This is a genomic window from Helicobacter trogontum (assembly GCF_000765905.2).
GTDB lineage: Bacteria > Campylobacterota > Campylobacteria > Campylobacterales > Helicobacteraceae > Helicobacter_A > Helicobacter_A trogontum.
Genome location: NZ_JRPL02000010.1, coordinates 42,516 through 66,616, shown reverse-complemented (window position 1 = coordinate 66,616; position 24,101 = coordinate 42,516). Strand labels below are relative to the sequence as shown.

Here is a 24,101-nt window from a genome sequence, read left to right as displayed (position 1 = left end):
TTCTGATTTGCGACTTTTTGACATTCAAAAAAAAGGTTTTAATCCTAAAAGTGAAAAAGGGTTTAAAACATTACCAAATAAGAATCCTGCAAAACAAGATACTATAGATCTGCCAAGAGATATGCAGCAAGAAGATTTGCCAAAAGATTATAGTAGTGCATTTGAAAATACCTTGCAATCTAAAGAGTTAAAACTTGCAGAGAATGCACTCAACAAGCAAACAGACCAAAATCAACATAATGCAATAGAAGTTGCCAATGGTGCAACGTTTATCGCAATAAGCAAAAAGAAAAATCCACAAGAAATACGCATGAATGATAAAGTTTTTCCATGGGTTTTACATCCAAAGGATTCTCGCAAAAAAATTGCATTTGTAGCAATTAATTATCATTCAAAACCTAAGAATCTCAAGCTCAATGATGAATTTTCCATTAAAATTGTGCAAGGTGCATATAAAAAAGAAAAAATTATGATTGCAGATACAACAAAGACCAAACCAAATAAAACTGCTAATGAACGTATTGCAAAAGAATTTGCTGAAGCAAATGCAATTTATCGAACATATACAGAAAAACGCCATTGGAATAAGCCTTTTATACTACCTTTAAATAGTGTAATTACAAGTCCTTATGGATCTGCAAGAGTATTTAATGGTGAAATAAAAAGTTTTCATGGTGGCACTGATTTTCGTGCAGCAATTGGTACACCAATACATGCTAGTAATGATGGTGTTGTAGTGATTGCAAAAGATCGTTTTTTAGCGGGTAAGTCCGTTGTTATCGATCATGGTGAGGGGGTTTTTAGCATGTATTATCACTGTAGTGATATTAAGGTAAAACTTGGTGAAAAAGTGCAAAGAGGGCAGGTGGTAGCTTTGAGTGGTGATACTGGTAGAGTGAGTGGGGCACATTTACATTTTGGTATACTTGTAAATGGTGTGCAAGTTGATCCTATTGACTTCATCAATAAGGTTAATAAGCTATTTTAATATGCTATAAGGTGTAGTTTTATGCAGAATTGTAATATTTAGCGCTTGATTAAAGTCTCATATTCTTGATATTATGAATATAGGTTGCATGTTATAAGAATTGTTATTGCAATAATGTAATAGTTCAATATATTTTTAAGTAACCAATAAGATTGACAAGTAAGGATTTTTACTATTTTCTTCTCATTATAACCATGCAAAAAAGCAAAAAGTCTTCCTGATTTATTCTTTATAGCTACATCTTATTGGCTTGTTTTGCATTATTTTATGTTATGATGAGGAGATATTTATCTAAAGGGAAATACTTGAAACCCAAATTTTCTATTCTTACACCAAGTTTTAATCACGAAAGATTTGTAGGATTTTTTATAGAATCTATTTTAAAGCAAAGTTTGGAAGATTTTGAGCTCATTATTGTAGATGATTGTTCTAGTGATGGGAATGTAGGTGAGATTTTAAAATATAGGGATTCAAGAATTAAGCTGATACAGCATACATACAATCAAGGTATAAATGCAGCCCTCAATACAGCCTTTGAAAATGCAAGTGGCGAATATCTTGTGTTCTGTGCGAGTGATGATATGCTTACACCCAATGCCTTAGAAGTTTTATATAATATATTATATGAAAATCCCAACTTCAAGGCAGTGTATCCAAGTCTTGTAAGAATTGATAGAAACGGGGTTAAAGACCACAAGAGATATGGGGAATCTGAAAATAAAACACGAATAGAGCATCTCTATGATCTTTTTATGCGTGGCAATTATCTGACTTCGCCAGGAATGGCGATGAGGAGAGTAGATTTTGAAAAAATATTATATCCTCTAGATAATGCAATGTGTAATTACCAAGATGTGCAGATGCACATTAAAATACTTCTAAGCGGTGAGATAAGAATTCTTGATGATATTTTAGTGCTATATCGCTTTGATCCAACAACAAATAATATAAGTACAAGAAATGATAGGGTCATAAAACGTGAAGATATGGAAGTTGAGCGCTTAATGGACACGTTTTTGGCGATGCGAGATATAGATTTACTCAAAAAAGTTTTTACAAAAGAGATAGCAAGTCTTAATATTAATCCCAAAGAAAATACAATAGAATACTTTTTAGGCAGAGTGGCATTGTTGTCTCCTATCGAAACAAGACGAATGTGGGGTTATCATAAGGTTATGGAATCTTATAGTTCAAGAGAAAAAGCACAGCTTTTAAAAGAAATGTATGATTTTGATTTTAAAGCGTATTTGGGTATGCTATGGAATACAGAAGATAAGATAAAGAAAAAATATCATAAATACAGAAGGTTATTTAAGATTCTGCTTGGGATAAACATTGTGTTATGTGGTATGATTGTATGGCTTATTTTATAAAAGGGAATATATGGAAGATAATCTCATAATTATTAGGGTAGATGGCGGCATAGCAAGTCAAATAAGTTTTGTTGCTTTAGGTAAGGCTTTTGAGGAGAAGGGTTATAAAGTAAAATATGATTTGAGTTGGTTTGAGACTGCAGGTAGAGGCTTTTATAATACAACAAATGGCTATGATAAAACTTATGATCTAAATTTTGACATGCTAAAGGCGTTTCCACGATTAGATATTGAAATCGCAAGTAAAGATGAAATAAAACATTATAGTCAATGCTTTTTTGCTGATAGCAATGAGATTCTTAGACATTCACCTCCGCTATATGTGGGTGGTTATTTAGGTAGGCACTACGATGTGTATTTTGCAGAATGTTTTGCAAAATACTTTAGCCCTAAGGAAACCCAACAAGAAAGCACCCCATTTTACGCACTTTTACAAGAGATTTTAAATACAAAATCTTGCGGTATTCACGTGAGAAGGGGTGATTTATCGCAAAATCATGTTGTATATGGGGAACCCACGAGTTCTATTTATTTTCAAAGAGTGATCCAGCTTGTTTCGCAAATGGATCCAGAAAGCATATATTATCTTTTTAGTGATGATACAGCATGGGTGAGGGAAAATATCGCACCACTTTTAGAAGGTAAAAGATTTAAAATATGTGATATTAATACGCCAGAGCAGGGTTACTTGGATTTATATTTACTTAGTCGTTGTCAAGTGATTGTTGCATCTCAAGGAAGTTTAGGCGTGTATGCAAAGATGTTATCTCCGCATAACGCACTGCTCATTTCTCCACGTGTGCGCAATGTGTTTTTTGAAATGGAAAATATAATGCTTGTAAATTGGGGTGAGAGGGTTCAAGTTATGAATCCTTGTAGTAGCGAGTCATTGCCTTCTACACATTGTCAAAATGTTACATTGCGATACAAGTTTTTTCTTTATTTATACAATCGTTTAAGAAGCAAACTATTGCGTAAAGGAGTTATACAATGATCCCATTTCTTGATGTAAAGGCAATTAATTCTCGCTTTGAAAGAGAATTAGAATCTGCAATGAAAAAGGTGTTAGAATCTGGTTGGTATATCTTGGGGGAATGTAATCAGTCATTTGAAAATGCATTCGCTCAATATTGCCAAGCATCATATTGTGTAGGTTGTGGCAATGGATTGGATGCTTTGCGATTAGGTATAAAAGCACTTGGTTTCACACAAGGTGATGAGATAATAGTCCCAGCAAATACTTACATTGCTTCTGTTTTAGCTATCTCTGATAACGGTTGTACACCTATTTTTGTTGAACCAAGTTTACAGACCTACAATATTGATGTTGATAGGATAGAATCTGCTATCACACCACGCACAAAGGCTATTTTGGTGGTGCATCTATATGGACAGGCCGTAGAAATGCAAAAAGTATGGGAATTAGCACAAAAATACAATCTTGCGATTATAGAAGATTGTGCGCAAGCTCATGGAGCTGTATATCAAGGTAAAAGGGTTGGGACTCTTGGCGATCTTGCTGGATTTTCCTTTTTTCCAGGTAAGAATCTAGGAGCACTTGGCGATGGTGGAGCCATTGTTACACGCCATGCGGATATCGCAGAGAAGGTGCGTGCATTGGGGAATTATGGTTCGCATAAAAAATATGTAAATCTTTATAAAGGGTTAAACTCTCGGCTTGATGAGTTGCAAGCAGCATTCTTAGAGGTAAAGCTTAAATATCTAGATTCTGATAATATGCGTCGCCGTGAAATTGCAAAATTTTATCGTGAAAATATCACAAATCACAAGATAATTTTACCCGAATGTGTAAATGAGGATGGGCATGTATGGCATTTATTTGTTGTGCGTTGTGAAAAAAGAGATGAATTGCAAATGTATTTGAGAGATAATGGGATAGAGACCATTATTCATTACCCAATACCACCGCATAAACAAGAAGCATATCAAGAATACAATCACCTTTCTCTGCCTATTACAGAAAAAATTCATAATGAAGCATTATCCTTACCAATTAGCCCAGTCATGAGCCAAACACAGGTAGAGGAAGTTGTATCCGTGATTAATAGATTCTAAGACTTGATTGTTGAATACTAAGGATTTTTTGTAGTTTTTATCCATGAATGGCATTTTTTCCTTGGTGTTTGCAAAGGATAGAATTTCATATGTGTTATTTGCATTGGTAAAAAATAATTCATTTGCGAGTGTTAAGGGAATAATATATTAATCCATTATTTCTTTGATAACTTGTTTCGTGCGAACTTTAATTTTGCTTTAAGTGCAAGTGCTTCTTTATTGCGACCCTCACACATTAATACTTCCGTGTATAAATCATAAACACTTAGACTCTCCTTATCGCTTTGTTGTGCTAAAGCCAACCATGCTCTTGCCATCTCGCAATCTTTCATATTGAGCTTATCTTGCACAATGTGTAAAATATGGGGCATTGAGAAGCTACCTTTTATATTTCTAAGATTATTGCTAATGATTTTTGGGGCATTTTCTAGTAAGATTTCGCCACCACTACTAGATTCTAAAAGGGTTTGGGAATCTATTTTTTGCCAATCCTTTAGAGCATCAATAGGGATATATCCACTAAGCAGCACAGAATCACTTACAAGTGTTACACGCAACCATTTGGATTCAATTTCCTTGAGTATAATTTGCAATGTAGTATTTGGTATATCTTGGGGAAAATTAAAACATAATTTTTGTCCCTTTCTTACACTTTGAATCTGCTTTGAATTTCTATCATTTTTTTGCATAATAGAAACTTTTGGTGCAGCGATTTGAAAACATGTAAAATTTGTATGTATGCGTTTTGGTGTATATATCATAAAGGTTTCTTCAATATCCTTTTTGTCTAGCTTGATTTCTTTGTATATCGTAGGATCTTGCGCTATTTTTGTTTCTGTATGTAGCGATAAATAGCCAAAAAAGCATAATGCTGTGATAAATATCATCGCATAAATCTTAAGCATCATGTTTCACCTTCATGCTATCTTTTAAATTCTTTAGCCATTTCAGATTCTGCAATGCAATATCCTTTGTTATGGATAAAGACAATTTGTTTTTGTTTTAAGAGATGGGTAAGCTCTTTTTTTACACCTTTTTTACTCATAGATAGTAGTTTTGCGGAAGCATCATTGACTACAAAATATTTACCACTTTCATTAAGAGTTGCAATGAGGTTATACACCTCCTTTGTGTCTCGAGTAATGATTAAATCTAGCTTTCCATCATTTCTCACTTTTACCACCTTTGCCTCATATTCTTCATAAAGGCTTAAAGGATAGCTAAGTGTATTATGATAAATTATTCCATGATAGTAATATGGTAAAACAACGCACAAGATTCCAATAGGTGAGCTTGAAATAGTCCATATTTTTACATTTTTATGTAAGAGGTTTTGCGTTCTACAAGGTTTTAGTAGTGGGTTTATATCTTTTTTTGCGATAAGTCGTTTCATTTTATCTTGTGTGATACGCACAACCACATGTGTATAATTTGTATAATTGTGAAAAGATTTTGTTGGCATAAAGATATCTTTTGCAAGTCCAATATCAAGAAAAAGTCCATCTTCATTGCTATCTTTAATTGCAAGTCGTGCGATATCATTTAGCATGGCTAGAGGTTTTTTAGTAGTAGCTAAAATTCTATCACTAGAATCTGTATGGATAAAAACTTCTATATAATCACCAATATTCTCATTACCATTCATATAAGCATTAGGCAGCAATACGCTTTTAGAAGAATCTAGGTTATCATCGCTAAGTGATTTTGCTAGATAGATTCCATGCTGTGTTTTCTTTACGACACAGAGTTTTTGCATAGAACCAATGTAGTCTGCTAGAACATGTTGAAGCATATTTTTTTTATGGATATTGGTTATCTTTTTTGCAGTGTATCTCATGTTTTTTCTCTGGTGTTGCACTATTTCTCTCCGCGTAATTGATAAGTAATATCTCCTGCACCAAGCCCAATGATAATGCCTTCTTGCAATACTTCTATCGTGCGATCATTGGAATCTAAAAGCAATATTTTATCTTTATCTCGTTTTATCTTATTTGCAAAAATAGGTTTGTATTCACTAAATAAAGAAGCAAAGTCAAATGCAATAAGCTCTTCACCTGCTGCCCAGACAGGCAATATTACTAATGAATCGCAACCTCTAAAACATTGGCAAAATGCTTCCAAGTTATCACGTAAACGAGAATATTTGTGTGGTTGAAATATCGCGGTAATTTTATATGTATTGTTAGAATCTTTTTTGAGAACATTTTGTGCCCTTAGGAGTTCTGCGTATTTTTTTGTGGCTTCAAGTGTTGCAATGATTTCTGTTGGATGATGTGCATAATCATCAATAATGCATGGTGTGTTCTCTCTTAGATTCTGCAATATATCAAAGCGTTTCTTAATGCCTTTAAACGCCAAGAGATTTTTTTTAATCTCTTCTAATGGTAATAAGTCAATTGCACTCAAAATCGCTATACTTGCATTGATTGCATTGTGATAGCCAATGCCATACACGCTAAAGTCTCCTAAATCCTTTAAGTTAAAAGTTGTATATGGCAACAAGTCTTTTAGTTCATAAGTAATATTTCTTATATCATTGTCTGGGTAGAGACAAGTAATCTCTCCAACTTCATTGAAATTGGCATTTTTTAATCTTGCATACAGATGTTGTAAAACTTGACATTGCATATTTAAGATTACATGCTTACTTTGTTGCATAAAAGAAAGATAGGCGTCTTGTAGTTTCATAAAATCATTATCATAACTTTCTAGATGTTCTGCTTCTGCATTAATAACTATACTTTTATATGGGTTTGAATTAAGAAAGCTTTTATCGCTCTCATCTGCCTCAAAGACAAGTAGCTCATCTTTAGACACTCTTACATTAGACTGGAATTCTTTGCTAATTGCTCCGATAATTGCTCCACTATGTGGCAATATAGCAGCTAATATTGCACTTGTGCTTGACTTGCCATGTGCTGCACAAATGCTTAATACTTTCTTTTTGCTTAATAAGATCTTTAAAGCTTCTTTACGAGATAAGAGCTGTTTATGCAACCGCTTAGATTCTATAACTTCGATATTAGAATCTTTTATAATTGCTGAATGAATAATTAAATCTTTATCCGCTATAACTTCCTTATTATGCGGTATATTAATGTTTATCCCCTCATTTCTTAGTGCTTGTGTAATTGAAGTGTCCATAATATCTGAACCACTTATAATAGCCCCCTGTGCTTTTAAAAATCTAGCTAATCCACTTACGCCAATACCACCAATACCAATAAAATGCACTCTAAGTTTATAAAAATCCATAGTAAACCTTAAAAATTATTCTAATGGCTCGTAAGCCTACAAAAAGCAAAATTATAATATTTTTTTGTGTTTTTGTAAGGATGATTAGGCTTAATAAGATGCAGAATTATCTTATCGCGTAGTTAAATTTTATATTTCATAAAAATTCAAGAAGTGAAACATTATTTTTTGCAAAATCCATAATGATCAAACATTTTTTCTAAAAGAGCTTCTATCAAATTATAAACTTCCCTAAAACCATCATCACTATCGCAATAATATGGATCTGGCACATCAACCCCATTATCAAAATCACCAAGTTTTATTACTTTTTCTTTTGGAAAACCTAATGATATAATATCCCTTTTGTTTTGTGAATCCATTGCAACAATCAGGTCAAATTCCATATCACCATAAACACTGATGGGGCGAGATTTTTGCATTGATATATCAATATTGTTTTCCTTTGCTATGCGTATGGATTGTATGTGTGGTGGTTCTCCGCGATGAAACGAGCTTATTCCACAAGAATCTATTTTTAAGTTCCAGTTAAATTTCTCACTCAAGTTCTTGGCTATGCCTTCTGCTAAGGGCGATCTACATATATTTCCTAAACACACAAACAAAACACTTTGTATTTTCATATCCTTTCCTTGCAAAAAAATGCTAGAATTATAGCAATTTTTTTATTCATTAAAGGTTATTCGTGGCGATTAGTATCCGCATTTTATTCTTTGTTGCACTTGTGTTGCTGCACATCTTTATTTATTATATGCTTTTTAAAAATATTTCTACAACTCCAGTCATAAGGCATATTGGTAAGCTAGTTGTATTTAGTAATTTTCTTTGCATTGTTGTGTTTTTAAAACTCTATCACACACATATTGATTCAATGCTTTATACCATTTTATCAAGCTCTCTTGGGATATTTTGGATAAGTTGTAATATTGCTTTTCTTGTATTTCTTGTTACATTATCCATACGACTATCACTTGGTGCATTCGTGCTTGAGAGAATGCAAATCCCGATTATATTAATGGCATGGTGTGCTATCATCGCATTAACACTTTTAAGCTTTTATCTCAATGCTAAAGAGCCAAAAGTAACTATCACACAAATACCACTGAAAGGCATTACAAAACCATTAAATATTGCTGTACTCGCTGATATGCATATTGATGTTTTAATGGATAAGAAAGCGGTAGCAAGCATTGTAAAACAGACAAATGACACAATGCCTGATATTATTTTGTTGGGCGGAGATATTGTTGATAATTATTATCATATTGTAGAAGATTCTGTAAGAGAACTTGCAAACCTTAAGGCAAAATATGGAATCTATTATGTGTTAGGTAATCATGAATATTACTATGACACATACACGATCATTAAGGCACTCAATGATATTGGGATAACAACACTTATAAATCAAGCCATGGTGCTACGAAATCTCGGCTTAAATATTGCTGGCATTGCAGATTTAATGGGTAAACATGCAAAGTTTAAAGATAGTGTATTAGTCCCTGATTTGGAAAAAACACTTGCCTATACCGATAAACAATATCCAACCATACTGCTCGCACATCAGCCAAAAGTCTTAAAACTACTACAAGGTGAAGAGATAGATCTTGTCGTAAGTGGACATACACACGGCGGTCAAATATTTCCTTTCCATTTGTTTGTATTGCTAGATCAGCCATTCTTATCTGGATTGCACTCATGGAGACATAAAGATAAGACAACACAAGTTTATGTGAGTAGTGGTATAGGTTGGTGGGGTATGCCTATGCGTTTGTTTGAAAGAAGAGAGATTAGTGTATTGCAAATCATACCAGGCTAATTATGCAGACTATTGCCCATAGATCTTAAATCTCTACCTTTATCTATATTTATGTTGAACTTACTCCTTTCACCCTATTTTCCTAAATTGAAAATAGTTTTTATGTGTTTTACAAAGATGTGATAAGCACATAACCACAATCTATTATTTTTTATATATTGCGTATGCAATTCTTGGTGGAAATGGACATAATTACTAAGTTTTGCTTCTTACTAGCTATCTTTATAAGCATAAACTATTTGAACTATTATTTTGATAAAAGATTTTTTTATGTTCTAAGCATGTGATTAGGGGAGGGTATCCTGTATCTCTTTTTTGCACTCCTTGTCATATATGTTTTTAGTCTAAAAAACTTTGTCTAGCATAGTGTTAATATATCATATAGCTATGTTTTAGACATGCTGTTAAAATAAGTTGCCAAAGAGTGTTTGAAATATGATTCTATTGCATTGTATTTGTATATTTTTCTAAGTCACTGGGCATTATACTAGAGTTACAATCAGTATATTTCCTCAATAAATCATGCTAAAGCACATGATAAGTCTTTATTTTCAGATAGTATTAGGTTTTAAACGTCTCTAAACTTATATCTAAACACTAGTAGGAAAACCAAAGCATATAAGGTCGTTTAAAGCAGGTTGAAAGAACCCGCGAGTATGCCAACCAACTATCTAATATGTTGGCTATTATGAAAGAGAAAACATTATTAGGAGAATTAACGCAGCATTTCTTCCACAGTTGCAGAAAGTCTCTGGGCCTGCTCTGCGTTAATGTTTAGCACTTGTGCGCCACCCTTTAATGCTTGATCATAGGCATCTTTATCCATGCTAACAAGGACATATAATGTTGGCGGTGTTGTTTGCTTATCTGTCCATCTTACAACCATCTCACTTTTTTGCAAAGTAGCCTCTACTTTTTGTTTTGCTGCTTGTAGGCTATTCTCTGATATTTTTAAACCATCACTTTGTGCCATTTCTTTAATCGCTTGTTCAACTCTTGCACTAATTGTTTGTGCAATTTGCACACGCGCTTGCATTGTTGCCTGATTGGTTGCATAGTTTAGATTCCCATCTAAAAGCTTTGCAGAGCCAACCGCTACAACAGGTGATTTTGCATAATCTTTTGCAGCTTGTATATTATTTACCCATGCAGGCTCATCGCTGTTGGTTGTTATTTTATTTTTTGCATCATCGCCGCAAGCAACTAAAAATGCAGTTAAAGTTAAAGCACACAAGCTCTTACCAGCAATTGACACTACAGACATTATATTTGTTTTCATATTACATCTCCTTAGAAAAATAGTCCTAATTCTACAACAAAAATGATAAAATGGCAAATTTTGTTTTATATAAAATCGATCTTAAGGATTCCAATAAAGTTATGAGACGACATACTTTGCTTATAAAATGTCAAGATACTAAAGGTTTGGTGTTTAAGATTAGCTCAATTCTTTTACTCCATCAGTTAAATATTGAGCAGAATAATGAGTTTGTGGATAAAATACACAATACATTCTTCATGCGAACAGAAATTAGTGGCGAGTTAGATTCCAATGTGCTTCTTGCTGAAGTACGTGCGACATTGCCAAATGATGCAGAAGTTAAGCTTTGCACACAGGAAAAGAAGTCAATAATCATTTTTGCAACAAAAGAAAACCATTGCTTAGGTGATCTGCTTATAAGGCATAATAGTGGCGATCTACATGCAAATATTTTGGCAGTTATTAGCAACCATGCAAGTTTAGGGAATCTAGTAGAAAAATTTGAAATTCCATATCATCATATAGAATCAGAGGGTATATCAAGGCACGATCATGAACTAAAAATCATTGATCTTTGTAAGGCTTTGCACCCAGATTTTTTAATACTAGCAAAATATATGCGTATTTTATCTCCCCATTTTGTGCAAAACTTTCCAAATCAAATTATTAATATACATCATTCATTTTTACCTGCTTTTATTGGTGCAAATCCATACAAGCAAGCCTATGAACGTGGGGTAAAAATCATAGGTGCAACGGCACATTTTGTCAATAATCAACTTGATGAGGGGCCAATAATCTCACAAGATACCATACAAATTGATCATAGTTATACATGGCAGGATATGCAAAAAGCGGGGCGAGATGTAGAAAAAGTAGTGTTAGCTCGTGCTTTAAAATTGGCTCTTGAAGATAGAATCTTTTTGCACAACAACCGCACGATTATTTTTTAATAATGGTGTAGAACTTTCTGTGTAAATTGATTTTTTCCATTTAGTTTATTGGGCAATTGATAATAGCATCGATTTTGCAATATAGTAATTATAGAAGTCATTTTTATGTTATAATATCTCTATAATTACACCATGTAAAGGATATATAATGGGATTGCGAAGCCTTATAAGAAAGACTTCTCTCTATAAAAAATATCAAGCAAAGAGGGAAGCACAAATGAATGATGAGGAATATTTTATCTATAGACATAAGAAAATCTTTGGTTATACACCAAATTTTAGAAATCCTCAAACCTTTAATGAGAAAATTATTCATAGAATCCTATTTGATAGAAATCCAATATATACAGCCCTAGCCGATAAACTAAAAGCTAGAATCTATATTGCAGAAAAACTAAAAGATTTTCATGTGAAAAATACATTAGATTCTAAGCATGTTGTTGTAAGATCTCATGTAACAACTTCTTTTCATTCCAATGCGACAAATCATAATAACGATAATTGCAACAGTATGAATGTAGGGGGGGGGGGGGAGCAACCTGGCAGTTTGGAACAAGACAATAGCAACTATAAAGACACTAAGGAATTACACTTAAAACAAAATGTAGGCTCCATAGAATCTAAATGGAATAACCAAATTCCACTTCTTAACCAAGACTCATCGCTTTTTCAACCTATAGATACACTCACGCAAGAGCTATTTAATACAAATTCTTGTCCCTATTTGCCAAAACTTTATGGTATTTATAAAAGCATAGATGAGATTGATTTTACCAAGCTGCCGCAAAGTTTTGTCCTAAAAACAAATCATGATTCTGGTGGTGTAGTTTTGGTAAAGGATAAGGAATTATTTTTAAGTGATTCTAAAAGCTTTAATGAGGCTATGACTAAACTCACAACACATTTAAACACAAACTTTTATACGATGTATAGAGAGTGGCATTACAAAGATATAGAACCTAGAATCTTTGCAGAAGAAATGTTGTTTACAACTGGTTTAAACGGAGAAAGTAAAGTACCAGAGGATTATAAAATCCATTGTTTTGGTAAATTCCAATATATACAAGTGGATACTGATAGATTTGTAGAACATACAAGAAGTCTTTTTGATGCAGATTGGAATCTTATGCCTTTTTCCATCTGCTATCCACAATCGGCAACGCCACCTAATAAGCCACATAATTTTAATGCAATGATTGCAATAGCTATAAAACTTTCCATGTCATTTAAAATGTTACGAGTTGATTTATACAATATTGAGGGAAAAATTATCGTTGGCGAGCTTACTTTTACTCATGGTGGAGGAACAGAGCATTTTACTCCAAGTGAATGGGATAAAAAACTTGGTGATTTATGGCAATAGAAATTTTATAAAGATTTACAATCACAAAAAAGCATAATCACCCCTTTTTCCACGCAGATATGAAAAAAGAGATTAAGTAATATATTACATAGTTAATTACATCAAATTATTAGCATGTTAGGATTCATGCTCGTTTAATATAAACTTTACAAAGAAGGCTTTATCTGTGTGGGTTTGCTCTGCCTAATTGTTAGTTAAAAGTTTGATGTGCGATGTATCCAACATTTGCTTAGCACTGTATTCATGAGGTATTTTAATCCGCTAGGATTATATATGTAGATTCTACGTCCAAACACTATAAGTCTTAAGATGTAGTATTTATAATCTATTTACTTAGAACATTAACCATTCATATCAACATTGAGATGTAAATTTTCAAAAGCATTTTTATATCGTTGTATGAAATCTGTATGCGCGTTAAATACACGCATGCCATTAAGGCGATTTGCATTAATAATAAAAGGTTCAGCACTGATATTACTGCTTCTATCCTGCATGGAATCATCAAGTATCGTTCTTTCTTGCGAATGTAAATTTTTTGAATTTTTAAGCTTTTCAAGGTCTGCTAGTGGATAAAGTTTTTGCACGGCGAGCATTTTTTCTGTCTCTGTCATACCTGCAGTGGCTCTTAACCATGCTTGATATTCTTGATCACTCATTAATTCCAAAATAGCTAATCCATAAGTTTGCCTTTTTGTTTCAGATCCATTAGAATCTAGCAGTTGTTCCTCATTTTGCTTTGCTGCGATATTGTTTTGTGTGCTAACCTCTCGTTTGATATAATGTGTGCTAGCATTATACAAACCAAGATTATTATTTAGCGATGTATTTTTAGTATCAATCATTTTCTCGTCCTCTTTAGAAAAATATTGCACAAAATATGCTATGCATCACAAGCAAAAATAATTCCTAAATTTTTGGAATTTTTTAGCTTAATAAGACTTTTTGTTAATGCTTTAGGGGGTATAATGCACCTTCAGATTAATACCCAGAAAGGAAAATATATGGCAATATATGATGATGAGCTAGATGACTTTGATACAGAATCTGAAATGGATGAAGATTCACTGGATTATGATGATGATTATGATGTGGATATGGATTACACACAATATGACGATGATGATTATGAAAACCCTGATTTAGACTATGATGAAGAGTAAGACATTGTTCATAAAGGATGTAACATGCTGCAAATGAAGCAAGATGGAGTAAGAGTTGCATTGGTGCAACAAAGCTATGTATTCGATACTAAGAATTCTAGTGAAATGGAAATGGAGTGTAATGAAAAGTTAGAAGCATGGCAGAGGGAGCTCTCAAACAAAATGAGAGAAAAAACAAAACATGCAATTATTGAGGCAAGTAAAAACGCAGAATTAATCTTATTGCAAGAGCTTCACACAACGCAGTATTTTTGCCAAAGCGAGAAAACTAAATACCTCACATTTGCACAAGATTTTGAAGAAAATATTGCATTTTTTAGTGCTGTTGCAAAAGAGTGTAATGTTGTGCTTGTTACCTCATTATTTGAGCAAAGGGCTAGGGGGCTTTATCATAATACCGCAGTTGTGTTTGAGAAAGATGGTAGTATAGCGGGAAAATACAGAAAAATGCACATTCCAGACGATCCGCAATTTTATGAAAAATTCTATTTTACGCCAGGAGATTTAGGATTTAACCCCATAAAAACAAGTGTCGGGAATCTTGGTGTGCTTATTTGCTGGGATCAATGGTTTCCTGAAGCAGCAAGAATCATGGCGTTGAATGGTGCTGATATATTAATTTATCCCACTGCAATTGGGTGGTTTGATGCAGATAATGAGGCTGAGAAAAAGCGTCAACTTGAAGCATGGCAAACAATCCAACGAGGACATGCTATTGCAAATGGATTGCCACTTGCAAGTATTAATCGTGTAGGTTTTGAACCCGATTTTACATCAAAAAATGAAGGTATTCGCTTTTTTGGTAATAGCTTTGTGTGTGGTCCACAGGGTGAGATTCTAGCACAAGCAAGTAATGATAAAGAAGAGATTTTATATGCCTTTATCGATTATAATCGTACTAAGGCGGTGCGAGATATTTGGCCCTTTTTCCGCGATAGACGCATAGAACACTATCACTCGCTTTTACATCTTTATGGTAAGTAGTTATTGCATTATTTTATAAAAGTGAAAACCGCTTTCTAAGATTCTATATGTCTCATTCTATGCTTTTAATGCAAATAGCATTAAATATGAATTATAACTTAGCCTCCTTAGTGCAGGCTGTATGCTAGAAAATAAGCAGAACTTGTAATGCTAAATATTCATTGATTTCATATTAATTAAACTTTTCGCATAAGTATATTATTGTTTATGCCTGTATCTTATTGCGTATTATAATATTTTTCTAAAATGATGTTATAATGCAAAAAACGTGCGAAAGGATAAGGTATGTTGATAAAATTTAATGGGATTATGCCTAGTATTGGTAGAGATGTATTGCTGTGTGAAGGAGCAAAAGTTATTGGCGAAGTAAGTATTGGTGATAATGCGTCAATTTGGTTTAATTGTGTATTGCGTGGCGATGTCAATTATATTAAAATAGGAAAAAATACGAATGTACAAGATTTGACAATGATACATGTATGGCACAGAGAAGAAGGCAAAGCTGAGAGTGGCTATCCTACAATTATTGGTGATAATGTGACTATAGGGCATAGTTGCGTTATTCATGCATGTCATATCGAGGATAATTGCTTGATTGGCATGGGTAGTATTATTATGGATGGTGCAAGGATTGGCAGAGATTCGATTGTTGGAGCGGGTGCAGTCGTCACTAAGGGTAAAAAATTTCCACCAAAATCACTCATTCTTGGGAATCCTGCAAAGTTTATAAGAGAACTTAATGATACGGAGATAGAGGAAATTGCAAATTCTGCTATTCGCTATGTGGAATTTAAAAATCAATATATGTAACTTAATAATATTTACTCAACTATTGGGCTACAAAGACTTTGTTTATATATAATCTTTTAGGTGTCTTTTGAAATTGCCTAGTACAATAAGATAAACATATAGTGTATTAATTTCATACTTGAAAACATATATGCAAAGTTATTTTGCGTGTTTCTTATATATGCGAGATTCTTTGCTTGATACGTTTCTTTTATTAGAGTTAAGAATTTATCATTTTAGTGAAAAATAATAGTAAAAAACTAAGATTGGCATATATTTTGCTTTTATTGCCTTAAATTTTAGACTAAGGATAGTTAGCATGATGAGATCACTCTATACTGCAACAACAGGAATGTTAGGGCAGCAGTTGCAAATCGACACTACTTCAAACAATATAGCAAACGTAAATACCGTAGGGTTTAAACGACAGAGAGCAGAGTTTAATGACCTTTTTTATCAGACACTTCAATTTGCAGGTACGCAAACAAGCGAAACAACATTAACACCAACAGGCGTTGAAGTAGGTGTTGGTGTGAGAACTGGGGCAATTAATAGAATCTATTCTCAAGGGAGTCCAAAAGAGACAGAAAATCCTCTTGATGTGGCGATCATGGGTAAAGGATTTTTCCCAATACAGCTTCCAGATGGCAATATTGCTTATACACGTAGTGGAAATTTCAAACTCGATGATCAAGGAAATATTGTTACATCAGAAGGCTATTTGGTGCAACCCCAAATCACAGTGCCGCCAGAAGCACAGAGTATTAATATAGGTACGGATGGCACTGTAAGCGTGACATTGGGCAACAATGGACAAGCAGAAGTTTTAGGACAGATTCAGCTTGTAAATTTTGTAAATCCAGCAGGTTTGCATGGCTTAGGGGATAATCTCTATATGAATACAAATGCAAGTGGTGAGCCAATAGAAGGTATAGCTGGACAAGATGGTCTAGGACAAATTCGTGCGGGATTTTTAGAGTTGAGCAATGTGCGTTTGGTATCTGAAATGACAGATTTGATTACAGGTCAAAGAGCGTATGAGGCGAATTCAAAAAGTATTCAGACAGCAGATTCTATGCTGCAAACTGTTAATGGCTTAAAACGATAGTCTATTTCATCCTTCTTGCATGATTTTGATTTTTTTCCATATGTTATAAAAAAAGCTAAAGATGCAAGAAGTTGCTTTTGTGTGCTTTTTAATTGATGTGATAGTATCTAGACAATTCTTAGGTGTTTTTACATATAGTAAAATAAACTTAATGGCTATAAAGAGTTCTTAATACTTTCTAGATTAATATGTGCTAATAGTGTAGGGTGGATAAAAGTTTTATAAAGAAGATCCATCACAATCAAATTTTTTCTGCAATCTTTCGTCCAATGTATTCACCTAGATATGCACCCACAATGCCTCCAGCTAATACGCCAACACCAGGCATCACTGCACCACAAGCAAGAGAGAATCCACGTGCCACCACAAATCCACCTATAACACTTCCAGCATTCTTCTTTATAGATTGCAGACATTCTTTATTGTCTATTTCACCTTTATACCATTTGCGGATATCGTTTGCAGAATTGAATGCAATTTTTGCACTAAGCTTCAAAGTTGTCATACTAAAGCTTTTTAGAAAATGCAAAGCATTATTACCGCTATATTGTACCACCATGTTAATTTGAGCTTTATTTTTTGGCGTGGTGAAAATATATGTTGCCCCTTCCTTAAGAGCATTTAATGTGCCTTGCAAGACTGCGTGTTGCATAGCCTTATCTCTCCCTTTTGCCTTTTTGTCATCATAGTAAGTTAAAGCTGCAGTTACACTACCAGCTGCACATGCTATAATACTTGCATTTTTGTAAATACCTGTTTGTGTTATTTGTGTGGTTTTTGAAGGTTTTATCATCGTTGTGTTCCTTTTTTAGGGTTTTTAACATTATAATCATAAATTGTATTATCATGCACCATTTTATCATTTTATAGCATATTTATAAACGATATTACTCATTTTAGATTCTAAGGGTTAGATATGTGGAGAAGCACATCTATATTTATTCAAATTAGTATTTTATTTGCCATTGCGTTTGCAAGCTTTTTAGCAGTTGCACTTTTTTATGTGAAAGTACAACCACGTATCGAGAGCATAAAGCAATATAATATTATTGTTGCAGCCATTGGTAAAATCCGCCAATACAACGCAAGTATGGAAAGCATAAAAAATTTTCTTGAAGAAGAGAATTTTTATGAAGTGCCTATAACAGATTATATACAAGAACAAATAAAGCAAGAGCCAGCACCCCACCCAGGTAGCTTTAGTGTTAGTGTTATACAAGATGGTAATGATATATTTATCGTATTGCGAACTATGGATAATTTTGTAGTGTATCAAGATCCAATTGCCTTTAATTGGTCAAAATACCATATGTTAACTTTTATAGGGGCACTCATTTTAATCATTATTTATATTACACTTATGAAACGATTAATGCCACTTAGTCATATTAAAAATGAACTTGCAGTTATGGCAAATGAAAATGAAATTCAGCCTATTACTTGGGGAGCTAAAAATCACGATGAGATAGGAGAGCTAGTGCGTGAATTTAATCGTTCTGTTGAGAAACTAAATGCAGTGAGTGAAGCAAGAACTCTTTTTTTACGATCTATTATGCATGAGCTTAAGACACCCATTACAAAAGGGAGAATTGTGGCTGAAATGGTGGTAGATTCCAAGCAAAAACAAAGATTATGTGATGTGTTTGAGAGGCTTAACTCATTGATTGATGAATTTGCTAAAATCGAGCAATTGGCAAGTAAAAAATACATGATGAAGAAAACAGAGATTCCACTACAAGAGATTGTAAAAGAGGCTATGCAAATGCTACTTATTGATCCCAACAATAATGATAGTATTATATTTTTGCATAGTAATGACTTGGTAAAGGCAGATTTTCATCTATTTACATTATGCATTAAAAATTTGCTTGATAATGGCATAAAATATAGCATAGATTCTAAAGTGATTATAGAATCTAGTGGTAAAGATTTGATCGTAAAAAACAGGGGAGAAAAATTAAAACTTGATATAAATGAGTATTTTAAGCCATATTTTAAAGATATGAAAAATCCGCTCTCACAAGGTTTTGGTTTAGGTATGTATATCATAAAAACAACGCTAGATACCCAAAACTTTGAATTAGAGTATCTCTATGAAGATGGGTATAATCAATTTATAATAAAAAAATGTATTGTGGAGAATTTTTGTCGCTTAGACAATATGACAAAAGGTTAAACTACTTTAATCATCAATCAACACAAGATATGTTTTGCAATATATGCACATTCTTTCATTAAAAACTAGTTACAATATCATCTTATAAAAGCACTTGATAATACTAAGGCTAAGAGGATAAAATGGCAAGATTCACAGAAGCAAGTTTAGCACACTTATATGAAGCAATTGATATTGTGGATGTTGTTACACAATATATTGATGTGCGAAAAGTTGGTGCAAACTTTATGGCGTTGTGTCCTTTTCATGATGATAAAACTCCAAGTATGTCAATCAGTGCCATCAAAGGTTTGTATCATTGTCATGCGTGTGGTGCTAGTGGTAACGCGATACGCTTTGTTATGGAGTATGAGCGTTTATCCTTTCATGATGCGGTGCAAAAGATTGCTGCACTATTCAATGTAACATTGGCATACGAGAAAGGCTATACTGAAACCAAAAAAAGTCATTTATTGCCCTCTCTTGCTCTATTTTATCACAATAAACTTTTTAAACATGAAGAGATATTACAATACCTCTTTTCACGTGCTATTAGCGAAGATTCTATAAATGAGTTTGAAATAGGGTATAGTGGTAATAGTTATGATACCTTGCGTTTTCTTGATGAACAAAGGTTTAGTCGCAAAGAAGCTCTTGAGTGTGGTATTTTAACACAAGGTAACGACAAGGATTATGCACGTTTTGCAAACCGCATTATTTTTCCTATATATTCAAGCACTGGTGTTGTTGTGGGTTTTGGTGGAAGGACACTGAGTGCAGATAAGAATGTGGCAAAATATCTTAATTCTCCACAGAGCAAAATCTTTAATAAATCAAAAATTCTCTATGGATATCATTTGGCAAAACAAATGATATATAAGCAAAAAAGTATTATTGTGTGTGAGGGTTATCTTGATGTAATCATGTTGCATCAAGCAGGATTTAAAAATGTAGTAGCAACACTTGGAACAGCTTTAAATGAAGGGCATCTATATTTACTAAACAAGGATAATCCACGTATATATATATGCTATGATGGTGATAATGCTGGTATCAACGCGGCATTTAAAGCAGCAAAATTCTTATCACAAAATAATAAAGATGGTGGTGTTATTATATTAAAAGATGGATTAGACCCAGCCGACATGGTCGCACAAAATAAGGTTGAGCTTTTTAAAGAGGCACTCCATATGGCAACTCCTTTTGTAGAATTCGTGCTTAATCATATTGTCAAGGATTTTGATTTAAATAATCCCATGCAAAAACAAAATGCACTACAAGTTTGCAAAGAATATTTACATACACTTACACCATTTTTGCAAGATGAATATAAACAAAAATGTGCCTCATTGCTACATATTAGCCCCATTTATTTGGAAACAAAGAATAAAAAAACAAAAAGCACAGAAGTAAAAGTGGATACAACAAATAATTTTGCAGAAGAAAGTATTTTATATAATATGCTAGAGAATAAAGAGCATTTTTATTTCGCAATCAACTTCTTAAATGAGGAACATTTCCAAATATATCGTCATGAATTCCAGTTAATTTGTAGGCAAGATTATAATAATGACAGAATCTATGCGTTACGTTTTAGAACACAAGCAAAGATTTTAAGCAATGAGGAGTTTAGGGAACAATTGCGTATATTTCTATTACAATATGCACAAGATATGTTGCCAAAAATTGCGATTTCACCCATTGAATCTAATTTAAAATTTCAACAAATAAAGAATCTGCGTGAAGGTATAGCAAAATTAAGAAGTGGGGAGCTTGTATCTGTCAGTGTAATGCAATAGGTATATGTATTTATTGTGTAAGAAATTTGGTTAAAACATTTGAGAGAATGTAAAAAATCTTTAGAGATCAATGAGAATGTGGTTATTCAATATTATTTTGACTATATGGGTAAGAAGTATCCAATTATACACTAAGATAAATTCTTTATTATCAACTTAACTTTTTATTGCTGATCTATTGAAGAATGAAAGATAAATGCTAATAAAACTACAAGTTTTCATCAAGAATCTAAGGATATAGAATACGATATTGTTGTAAAAACATTTGAATATTTTTTTGAGACGATTGGAACTAAGGGCTTATTTAAGGGTAGGTATTAGATTGGATTCTAAAAATACACAATCTTATGTGCCAAACGAGAGCATTATTTTGCTATTGCAATGCTTGATATGCAATATCTCTTCTGTAATGCTTCCCTTTAAAATCTACTTTTTCCACCAATGCGTATGCGTTATCTCTAGCTTCTTTTAGGCTTTTACCCTTACCAACTGCAACAATGCTTCGTCCGCTATTTGCATATAATATGGAATCTTTTAAGCTTGTATTAGCAAATACGAGATGTCCATTGTCTGCTGTTATATTTTTTGGATCTATATTATCAAAGCTGATTTTTGCTGGGTAATCACTTGATTTAGAATCCTGTACGTAATCGCTACTACTCATCACAACACATACAACACAAATATCATTGAAGATTATAGATTCCAAACTCTCACCCTTAGCATAACTATACATAAGCTCCAATGCTGAAGTCTTTAAGAGTGGCATCAATACTTCACATTCTGGATCACCAAAACGCACATTGTATTCAAGCAAATAGGGCTCATTTTTTACCACCATAATACCCGCAAAAATTACACCCTTGTAAGGTGTACCCATCTTTTTTAATGCATCAAAAGTTGGAGTGAGGATCTTGTCTTTAATCTTTGTCTCCAGTTCTTTATTGTAAAGCTTTGCAGGGAGATTTGTATAAGCACCCATACCACCTGTATTTGGTCCTTTATCATCATCAAGCAAACGCTTATGATCCTGGCAAGCTGGTAAAACCACATAATCACTGCCATTGCTTAATGCAAACACAGAGAGTTCATAGCCATCTAAAAATTCTTCAATAACAACTTCTTTTCCTGCATCACCAAAGAGTTTGCCTTCCAACATGAGCAATAACTTGTTTTTTGCTTCCTCTTTAGAATCAAGTATAAGCACACCTTTACCGCCGCAAAGTCCACTTGCTTTAAGAACAATAGGCAAGGGTAGGGTGTCTATGAAGTCATATCCTTCTTCTATGCTCGCTTGAGTTATTTCCTTGTATTTTGCGGTTGGAATACCAAGATTATGAATAAAAGATTTCATATACGCTTTTGATCCCTCAAGCTTTGCATTCGCATAGCTTGGACCAAAAACAAGAATATTGTGATGTACCAAAAAGTCACTTATACCTTGCATAAGAGGAGCTTCTGGTCCGATAATAACAAAATCAATCTTATGTGTTTGTATATGTGCCAACAATTCATCATGGCTACTATAGCTGAAATGTCCAGCATTAAAAAATAATGTAGCAGCTGGATTTTCTGGACTAAAAAAAATTTGTTTTACTTTTTTATCTTGTTGTAGTGCAAGGGCAATGCTATATTCTCTTCCACCATTGCCAATAATTAAGACGCGAATAGATTGTAATGTATTATATGAATTATGCAAAATATGCCTTTATAATTAGAAATCTTTGTTGAAATACCCAAAGATTCGCTACTCCTGTGTATTGTGTAAGCCCAACTAAAGCTACAACAATAGGGTTTTGCGAGCTAATTAGGCGGCAGATCCTAAAACCAAAACAAAGTCCTTCACTATGTAAACATAGAGCAGAAATGCTGACACACATAACTCTAGGCTCAACCCAAAAATATATTTTAAATAGACTACCAATTATAAAAGAGAAACACGAAATCTCCAGGCAACGGAATTATAGCAAGTTTTCGCTAAAATTCGTTTATTAATTTTATAATCAAAGGATAACAAATGAAACTGCTTTATCATTTTTGCATTTTACATGGTTATTCAAGGCTTGATAGTGCATTGCAAGAGATTTTACATATTTCACGTTCACAAGCTAGTCAATGGATAGAATCTAAACTTGTAAAAATCGATGAACAAGTCGCAAAAAAAGGTAAAATTCTAAAAAAAGGGGCTTGTATTCAAATTTATACAACATACAATGCATCACAACAGCACGATGCTAATAAAGAAGAATTAATACAAAAACTAGAGATAGAAATTATACATGAAAACAATGATTATATTATTCTAAATAAACCTAGAAACTTAGTAGTTCATCATGCCCCAAGTGTCAAAGAGATTACATTGACTGATTATTTACAAGCAAACAACTATGAATTATCAACGATTAATGGCGAACTCCGATTTGGGATTGTGCATAGACTTGATAAGGATACAAGTGGAGCAATTCTAGTTGCAAAAAATAATGCTAGCCATTTGCGTTTTGCAGAAATGTTGCAAAATCGCACAATGGGCAGAATCTATATTTGTGTTATCAATAAGGCATTGCAACACAATACTTTTGTAGAATGTCATATGGGTAGAAACCCTAATAATCGTTTAAAAATGGCAAAACTTGATAAAGCAAAGTATCCTTATGCAAGAGATTCTAAAAGTGAATTTAGAAAAATTATGGAAAGTAGAAATGGAGTATTTGAGCTTATAGGTGTGCGACTTTTTAGTGGCAGGACACATCAAATACGCGTGCATTTAAGCACACTGCAACGCTATATTTATGGCGATATATTATATAGTCCAGAAAATCTTAAAAGCTCATATAAAACAAAAATGCTATTACACGCGCAACTACTTTATTTTGATGGAAATGTTTTTAGTGCAAAAATACCTAAAGATTTGCTAAAATTCCTAGAAGAGAATTTTATTGACTATGAGAGCAAATTAGAAGCATTTTTATTGCAATGGAAAATTGAATTGCAACAGACTAGATTCTAAGTAAAAGA

Annotated in this window: 22 protein-coding genes; 14 read left to right on the top strand and 8 right to left on the bottom strand. The window is 33.2% G+C overall.

Annotated features, from left to right (window positions below):
* Positions 1–121 precede the first annotated feature (121 nt).
* From pgp3 to LS81_RS05665, 4 genes are all read left to right on the top strand, one after another.
* Positions 122–988, top strand: a complete 867-nt coding sequence (gene pgp3 / locus LS81_RS12500) for a peptidoglycan metallopeptidase Pgp3 (protein WP_162846245.1) — start codon at positions 122–124, stop codon at positions 986–988.
* Between the two features lie 305 nt (positions 989–1,293).
* Complete coding sequence (locus tag LS81_RS05675; RefSeq protein ID WP_034346138.1) at positions 1,294–2,361, top strand: glycosyltransferase family 2 protein; 1,068 nt, start codon at positions 1,294–1,296, stop codon at positions 2,359–2,361.
* Between the two features lie 10 nt (positions 2,362–2,371).
* The gene (locus tag LS81_RS05670; RefSeq protein ID WP_034346136.1) at positions 2,372–3,355 is read left to right on the top strand and encodes an alpha-1,2-fucosyltransferase; all 984 of its coding nucleotides are present in this window, start codon (positions 2,372–2,374) and stop codon (positions 3,353–3,355) included.
* Positions 3,352–4,437, top strand: coding sequence for a DegT/DnrJ/EryC1/StrS family aminotransferase (locus tag LS81_RS05665; RefSeq protein ID WP_034346134.1), 1,086 nt, complete (start codon positions 3,352–3,354; stop codon positions 4,435–4,437). Before LS81_RS05670 ends, LS81_RS05665 begins: the two co-directional genes overlap by 4 nt.
* 155 nt (positions 4,438–4,592) lie before the next feature.
* On the opposite strand, the gene LS81_RS05660 is transcribed toward LS81_RS05665, so the two are convergent.
* From LS81_RS05660 to LS81_RS05645, 4 genes are all read right to left on the bottom strand, one after another.
* Positions 4,593–5,345 (bottom strand): hypothetical protein, encoded by a 753-nt coding sequence (locus tag LS81_RS05660; RefSeq protein ID WP_233715879.1) that lies wholly within the window; start codon positions 5,343–5,345, stop codon positions 4,593–4,595.
* Between the two features lie 14 nt (positions 5,346–5,359).
* Complete coding sequence (locus LS81_RS05655; RefSeq protein ID WP_161976745.1) at positions 5,360–6,229, bottom strand: S1-like domain-containing RNA-binding protein; 870 nt, start codon at positions 6,227–6,229, stop codon at positions 5,360–5,362.
* 65 nt (positions 6,230–6,294) lie between these two features.
* Positions 6,295–7,692 carry a UDP-N-acetylmuramate--L-alanine ligase gene (murC, locus tag LS81_RS05650; RefSeq protein WP_034346129.1) on the bottom strand — a complete coding sequence of 466 codons (1,398 nt, stop codon included), beginning with the start codon at positions 7,690–7,692 and terminating at the stop codon, positions 6,295–6,297.
* A 161-nt stretch (positions 7,693–7,853) separates the two neighbouring features.
* Entirely contained in the window at positions 7,854–8,315 is a 462-nt protein-coding gene (locus LS81_RS05645; RefSeq protein ID WP_034346126.1) for a low molecular weight protein-tyrosine-phosphatase, read from the bottom strand.
* 62 nt (positions 8,316–8,377) lie between these two features.
* Here LS81_RS05645 and LS81_RS05640 point away from each other — a divergent pair, with 62 nt between their 5' ends.
* Entirely contained in the window at positions 8,378–9,511 is a 1,134-nt protein-coding gene (locus tag LS81_RS05640) for a metallophosphoesterase (protein ID WP_034346124.1), read from the top strand.
* Positions 9,512–10,226: 715 nt separating this feature from the next.
* Here LS81_RS05640 and LS81_RS05635 read toward each other — a convergent pair.
* Positions 10,227–10,790, bottom strand: a complete 564-nt coding sequence (locus LS81_RS05635; RefSeq protein WP_233715878.1) for an LPP20 family lipoprotein — start codon at positions 10,788–10,790, stop codon at positions 10,227–10,229.
* Between the two features lie 101 nt (positions 10,791–10,891).
* On the opposite strand from LS81_RS05635, the gene purU reads away from it, so the two are divergent.
* Both purU and LS81_RS11930 read left to right on the top strand, forming a co-directional pair.
* Positions 10,892–11,725, top strand: a complete 834-nt coding sequence (purU, locus tag LS81_RS05630; RefSeq protein ID WP_034346122.1) for a formyltetrahydrofolate deformylase — start codon at positions 10,892–10,894, stop codon at positions 11,723–11,725.
* Between the two features lie 148 nt (positions 11,726–11,873).
* Entirely contained in the window at positions 11,874–13,088 is a 1,215-nt protein-coding gene (locus LS81_RS11930; protein WP_233715877.1) for an ATP-grasp fold amidoligase family protein, read from the top strand.
* A gap of 341 nt (positions 13,089–13,429) precedes the next feature.
* Here LS81_RS11930 and LS81_RS05615 read toward each other — a convergent pair whose 3' ends face one another.
* Positions 13,430–13,933 (bottom strand): HP1233 family protein, encoded by a 504-nt coding sequence (locus LS81_RS05615; RefSeq protein ID WP_034345209.1) that lies wholly within the window; start codon positions 13,931–13,933, stop codon positions 13,430–13,432.
* Between the two features lie 159 nt (positions 13,934–14,092).
* Between LS81_RS05615 and LS81_RS11630 the strand changes: the two genes are divergently transcribed.
* From LS81_RS11630 to flgG, 4 genes are all read left to right on the top strand, one after another.
* The gene (locus tag LS81_RS11630; RefSeq protein WP_162846243.1) at positions 14,093–14,251 is read left to right on the top strand and encodes a hypothetical protein; all 159 of its coding nucleotides are present in this window, start codon (positions 14,093–14,095) and stop codon (positions 14,249–14,251) included.
* Positions 14,252–14,413: 162 nt separating this feature from the next.
* Positions 14,414–15,235 (top strand): carbon-nitrogen hydrolase, encoded by an 822-nt coding sequence (locus LS81_RS05610; RefSeq protein WP_104696465.1) that lies wholly within the window; start codon positions 14,414–14,416, stop codon positions 15,233–15,235.
* 285 nt (positions 15,236–15,520) lie between these two features.
* A complete protein-coding gene (locus LS81_RS05605) occupies positions 15,521–16,045 on the top strand; it encodes a gamma carbonic anhydrase family protein (RefSeq protein ID WP_034345207.1) in 525 nt (174 codons plus the stop codon).
* Positions 16,046–16,343: 298 nt separating this feature from the next.
* The gene (gene flgG / locus LS81_RS05600; RefSeq protein WP_034345204.1) at positions 16,344–17,132 is read left to right on the top strand and encodes a flagellar basal-body rod protein FlgG; all 789 of its coding nucleotides are present in this window, start codon (positions 16,344–16,346) and stop codon (positions 17,130–17,132) included.
* A 241-nt stretch (positions 17,133–17,373) separates the two neighbouring features.
* Here the strand turns inward: flgG and LS81_RS05595 are convergent, their stop codons facing one another.
* Positions 17,374–17,925, bottom strand: a complete 552-nt coding sequence (locus tag LS81_RS05595) for a hypothetical protein (protein WP_034345202.1) — start codon at positions 17,923–17,925, stop codon at positions 17,374–17,376.
* Between the two features lie 123 nt (positions 17,926–18,048).
* Between LS81_RS05595 and LS81_RS05590 the strand changes: the two genes are divergently transcribed.
* Together LS81_RS05590 and dnaG are read left to right on the top strand one after the other, a co-directional pair.
* Positions 18,049–19,308: an ArsS family sensor histidine kinase gene (locus LS81_RS05590; protein ID WP_104696463.1), complete on the top strand. Its 1,260-nt coding sequence runs from the start codon at positions 18,049–18,051 to the stop codon at positions 19,306–19,308.
* Positions 19,309–19,430: 122 nt separating this feature from the next.
* Positions 19,431–21,086: a DNA primase gene (gene dnaG / locus LS81_RS05585; RefSeq protein ID WP_034345199.1), complete on the top strand. Its 1,656-nt coding sequence runs from the start codon at positions 19,431–19,433 to the stop codon at positions 21,084–21,086.
* 373 nt (positions 21,087–21,459) lie between these two features.
* Here dnaG and purD read toward each other — a convergent pair whose 3' ends face one another.
* Positions 21,460–22,785: a phosphoribosylamine--glycine ligase gene (gene purD, locus LS81_RS05580; protein ID WP_052096483.1), complete on the bottom strand. Its 1,326-nt coding sequence runs from the start codon at positions 22,783–22,785 to the stop codon at positions 21,460–21,462.
* A gap of 318 nt (positions 22,786–23,103) precedes the next feature.
* Here purD and LS81_RS05575 point away from each other — a divergent pair, with 318 nt between their 5' ends.
* Positions 23,104–24,093, top strand: coding sequence for an RluA family pseudouridine synthase (locus tag LS81_RS05575; protein WP_052096482.1), 990 nt, complete (start codon positions 23,104–23,106; stop codon positions 24,091–24,093).
* The last annotated feature ends 8 nt before the right edge of the window (positions 24,094–24,101 follow it).

Excerpts from the sequence above, each read along its gene's own strand:
- pgp3 (WP_162846245.1), top strand. The coding sequence starts at position 122 with ATGCAGCAAGAAGATTTGCCAAAAGATTATAGTAGTGCATTTGAAAAT.
- LS81_RS05670 (WP_034346136.1), top strand. The coding sequence starts at position 2,372 with ATGGAAGATAATCTCATAATTATTAGGGTAGATGGCGGCATAGCAAGT.
- LS81_RS05665 (WP_034346134.1), top strand. The coding sequence starts at position 3,352 with ATGATCCCATTTCTTGATGTAAAGGCAATTAATTCTCGCTTTGAAAGA.
- LS81_RS05660 (WP_233715879.1), bottom strand. The coding sequence starts at position 5,345 with ATGATGCTTAAGATTTATGCGATGATATTTATCACAGCATTATGCTTT.
- LS81_RS05655 (WP_161976745.1), bottom strand. The coding sequence starts at position 6,229 with ATGCTTCAACATGTTCTAGCAGACTACATTGGTTCTATGCAAAAACTC.
- murC (WP_034346129.1), bottom strand. The coding sequence starts at position 7,692 with ATGGATTTTTATAAACTTAGAGTGCATTTTATTGGTATTGGTGGTATT.
- LS81_RS05645 (WP_034346126.1), bottom strand. The coding sequence starts at position 8,315 with ATGAAAATACAAAGTGTTTTGTTTGTGTGTTTAGGAAATATATGTAGA.
- LS81_RS05635 (WP_233715878.1), bottom strand. The coding sequence starts at position 10,790 with ATGAAAACAAATATAATGTCTGTAGTGTCAATTGCTGGTAAGAGCTTG.
- purU (WP_034346122.1), top strand. The coding sequence starts at position 10,892 with ATGAGACGACATACTTTGCTTATAAAATGTCAAGATACTAAAGGTTTG.
- LS81_RS11930 (WP_233715877.1), top strand. The coding sequence starts at position 11,874 with ATGGGATTGCGAAGCCTTATAAGAAAGACTTCTCTCTATAAAAAATAT.
- LS81_RS05615 (WP_034345209.1), bottom strand. The coding sequence starts at position 13,933 with ATGATTGATACTAAAAATACATCGCTAAATAATAATCTTGGTTTGTAT.
- LS81_RS11630 (WP_162846243.1), top strand. The coding sequence starts at position 14,093 with ATGGCAATATATGATGATGAGCTAGATGACTTTGATACAGAATCTGAA.
- LS81_RS05610 (WP_104696465.1), top strand. The coding sequence starts at position 14,414 with ATGAGAGAAAAAACAAAACATGCAATTATTGAGGCAAGTAAAAACGCA.
- LS81_RS05605 (WP_034345207.1), top strand. The coding sequence starts at position 15,521 with ATGTTGATAAAATTTAATGGGATTATGCCTAGTATTGGTAGAGATGTA.
- flgG (WP_034345204.1), top strand. The coding sequence starts at position 16,344 with ATGATGAGATCACTCTATACTGCAACAACAGGAATGTTAGGGCAGCAG.
- LS81_RS05595 (WP_034345202.1), bottom strand. The coding sequence starts at position 17,925 with ATGATAAAACCTTCAAAAACCACACAAATAACACAAACAGGTATTTAC.
- LS81_RS05590 (WP_104696463.1), top strand. The coding sequence starts at position 18,049 with ATGTGGAGAAGCACATCTATATTTATTCAAATTAGTATTTTATTTGCC.
- dnaG (WP_034345199.1), top strand. The coding sequence starts at position 19,431 with ATGGCAAGATTCACAGAAGCAAGTTTAGCACACTTATATGAAGCAATT.
- LS81_RS05575 (WP_052096482.1), top strand. The coding sequence starts at position 23,104 with ATGAAACTGCTTTATCATTTTTGCATTTTACATGGTTATTCAAGGCTT.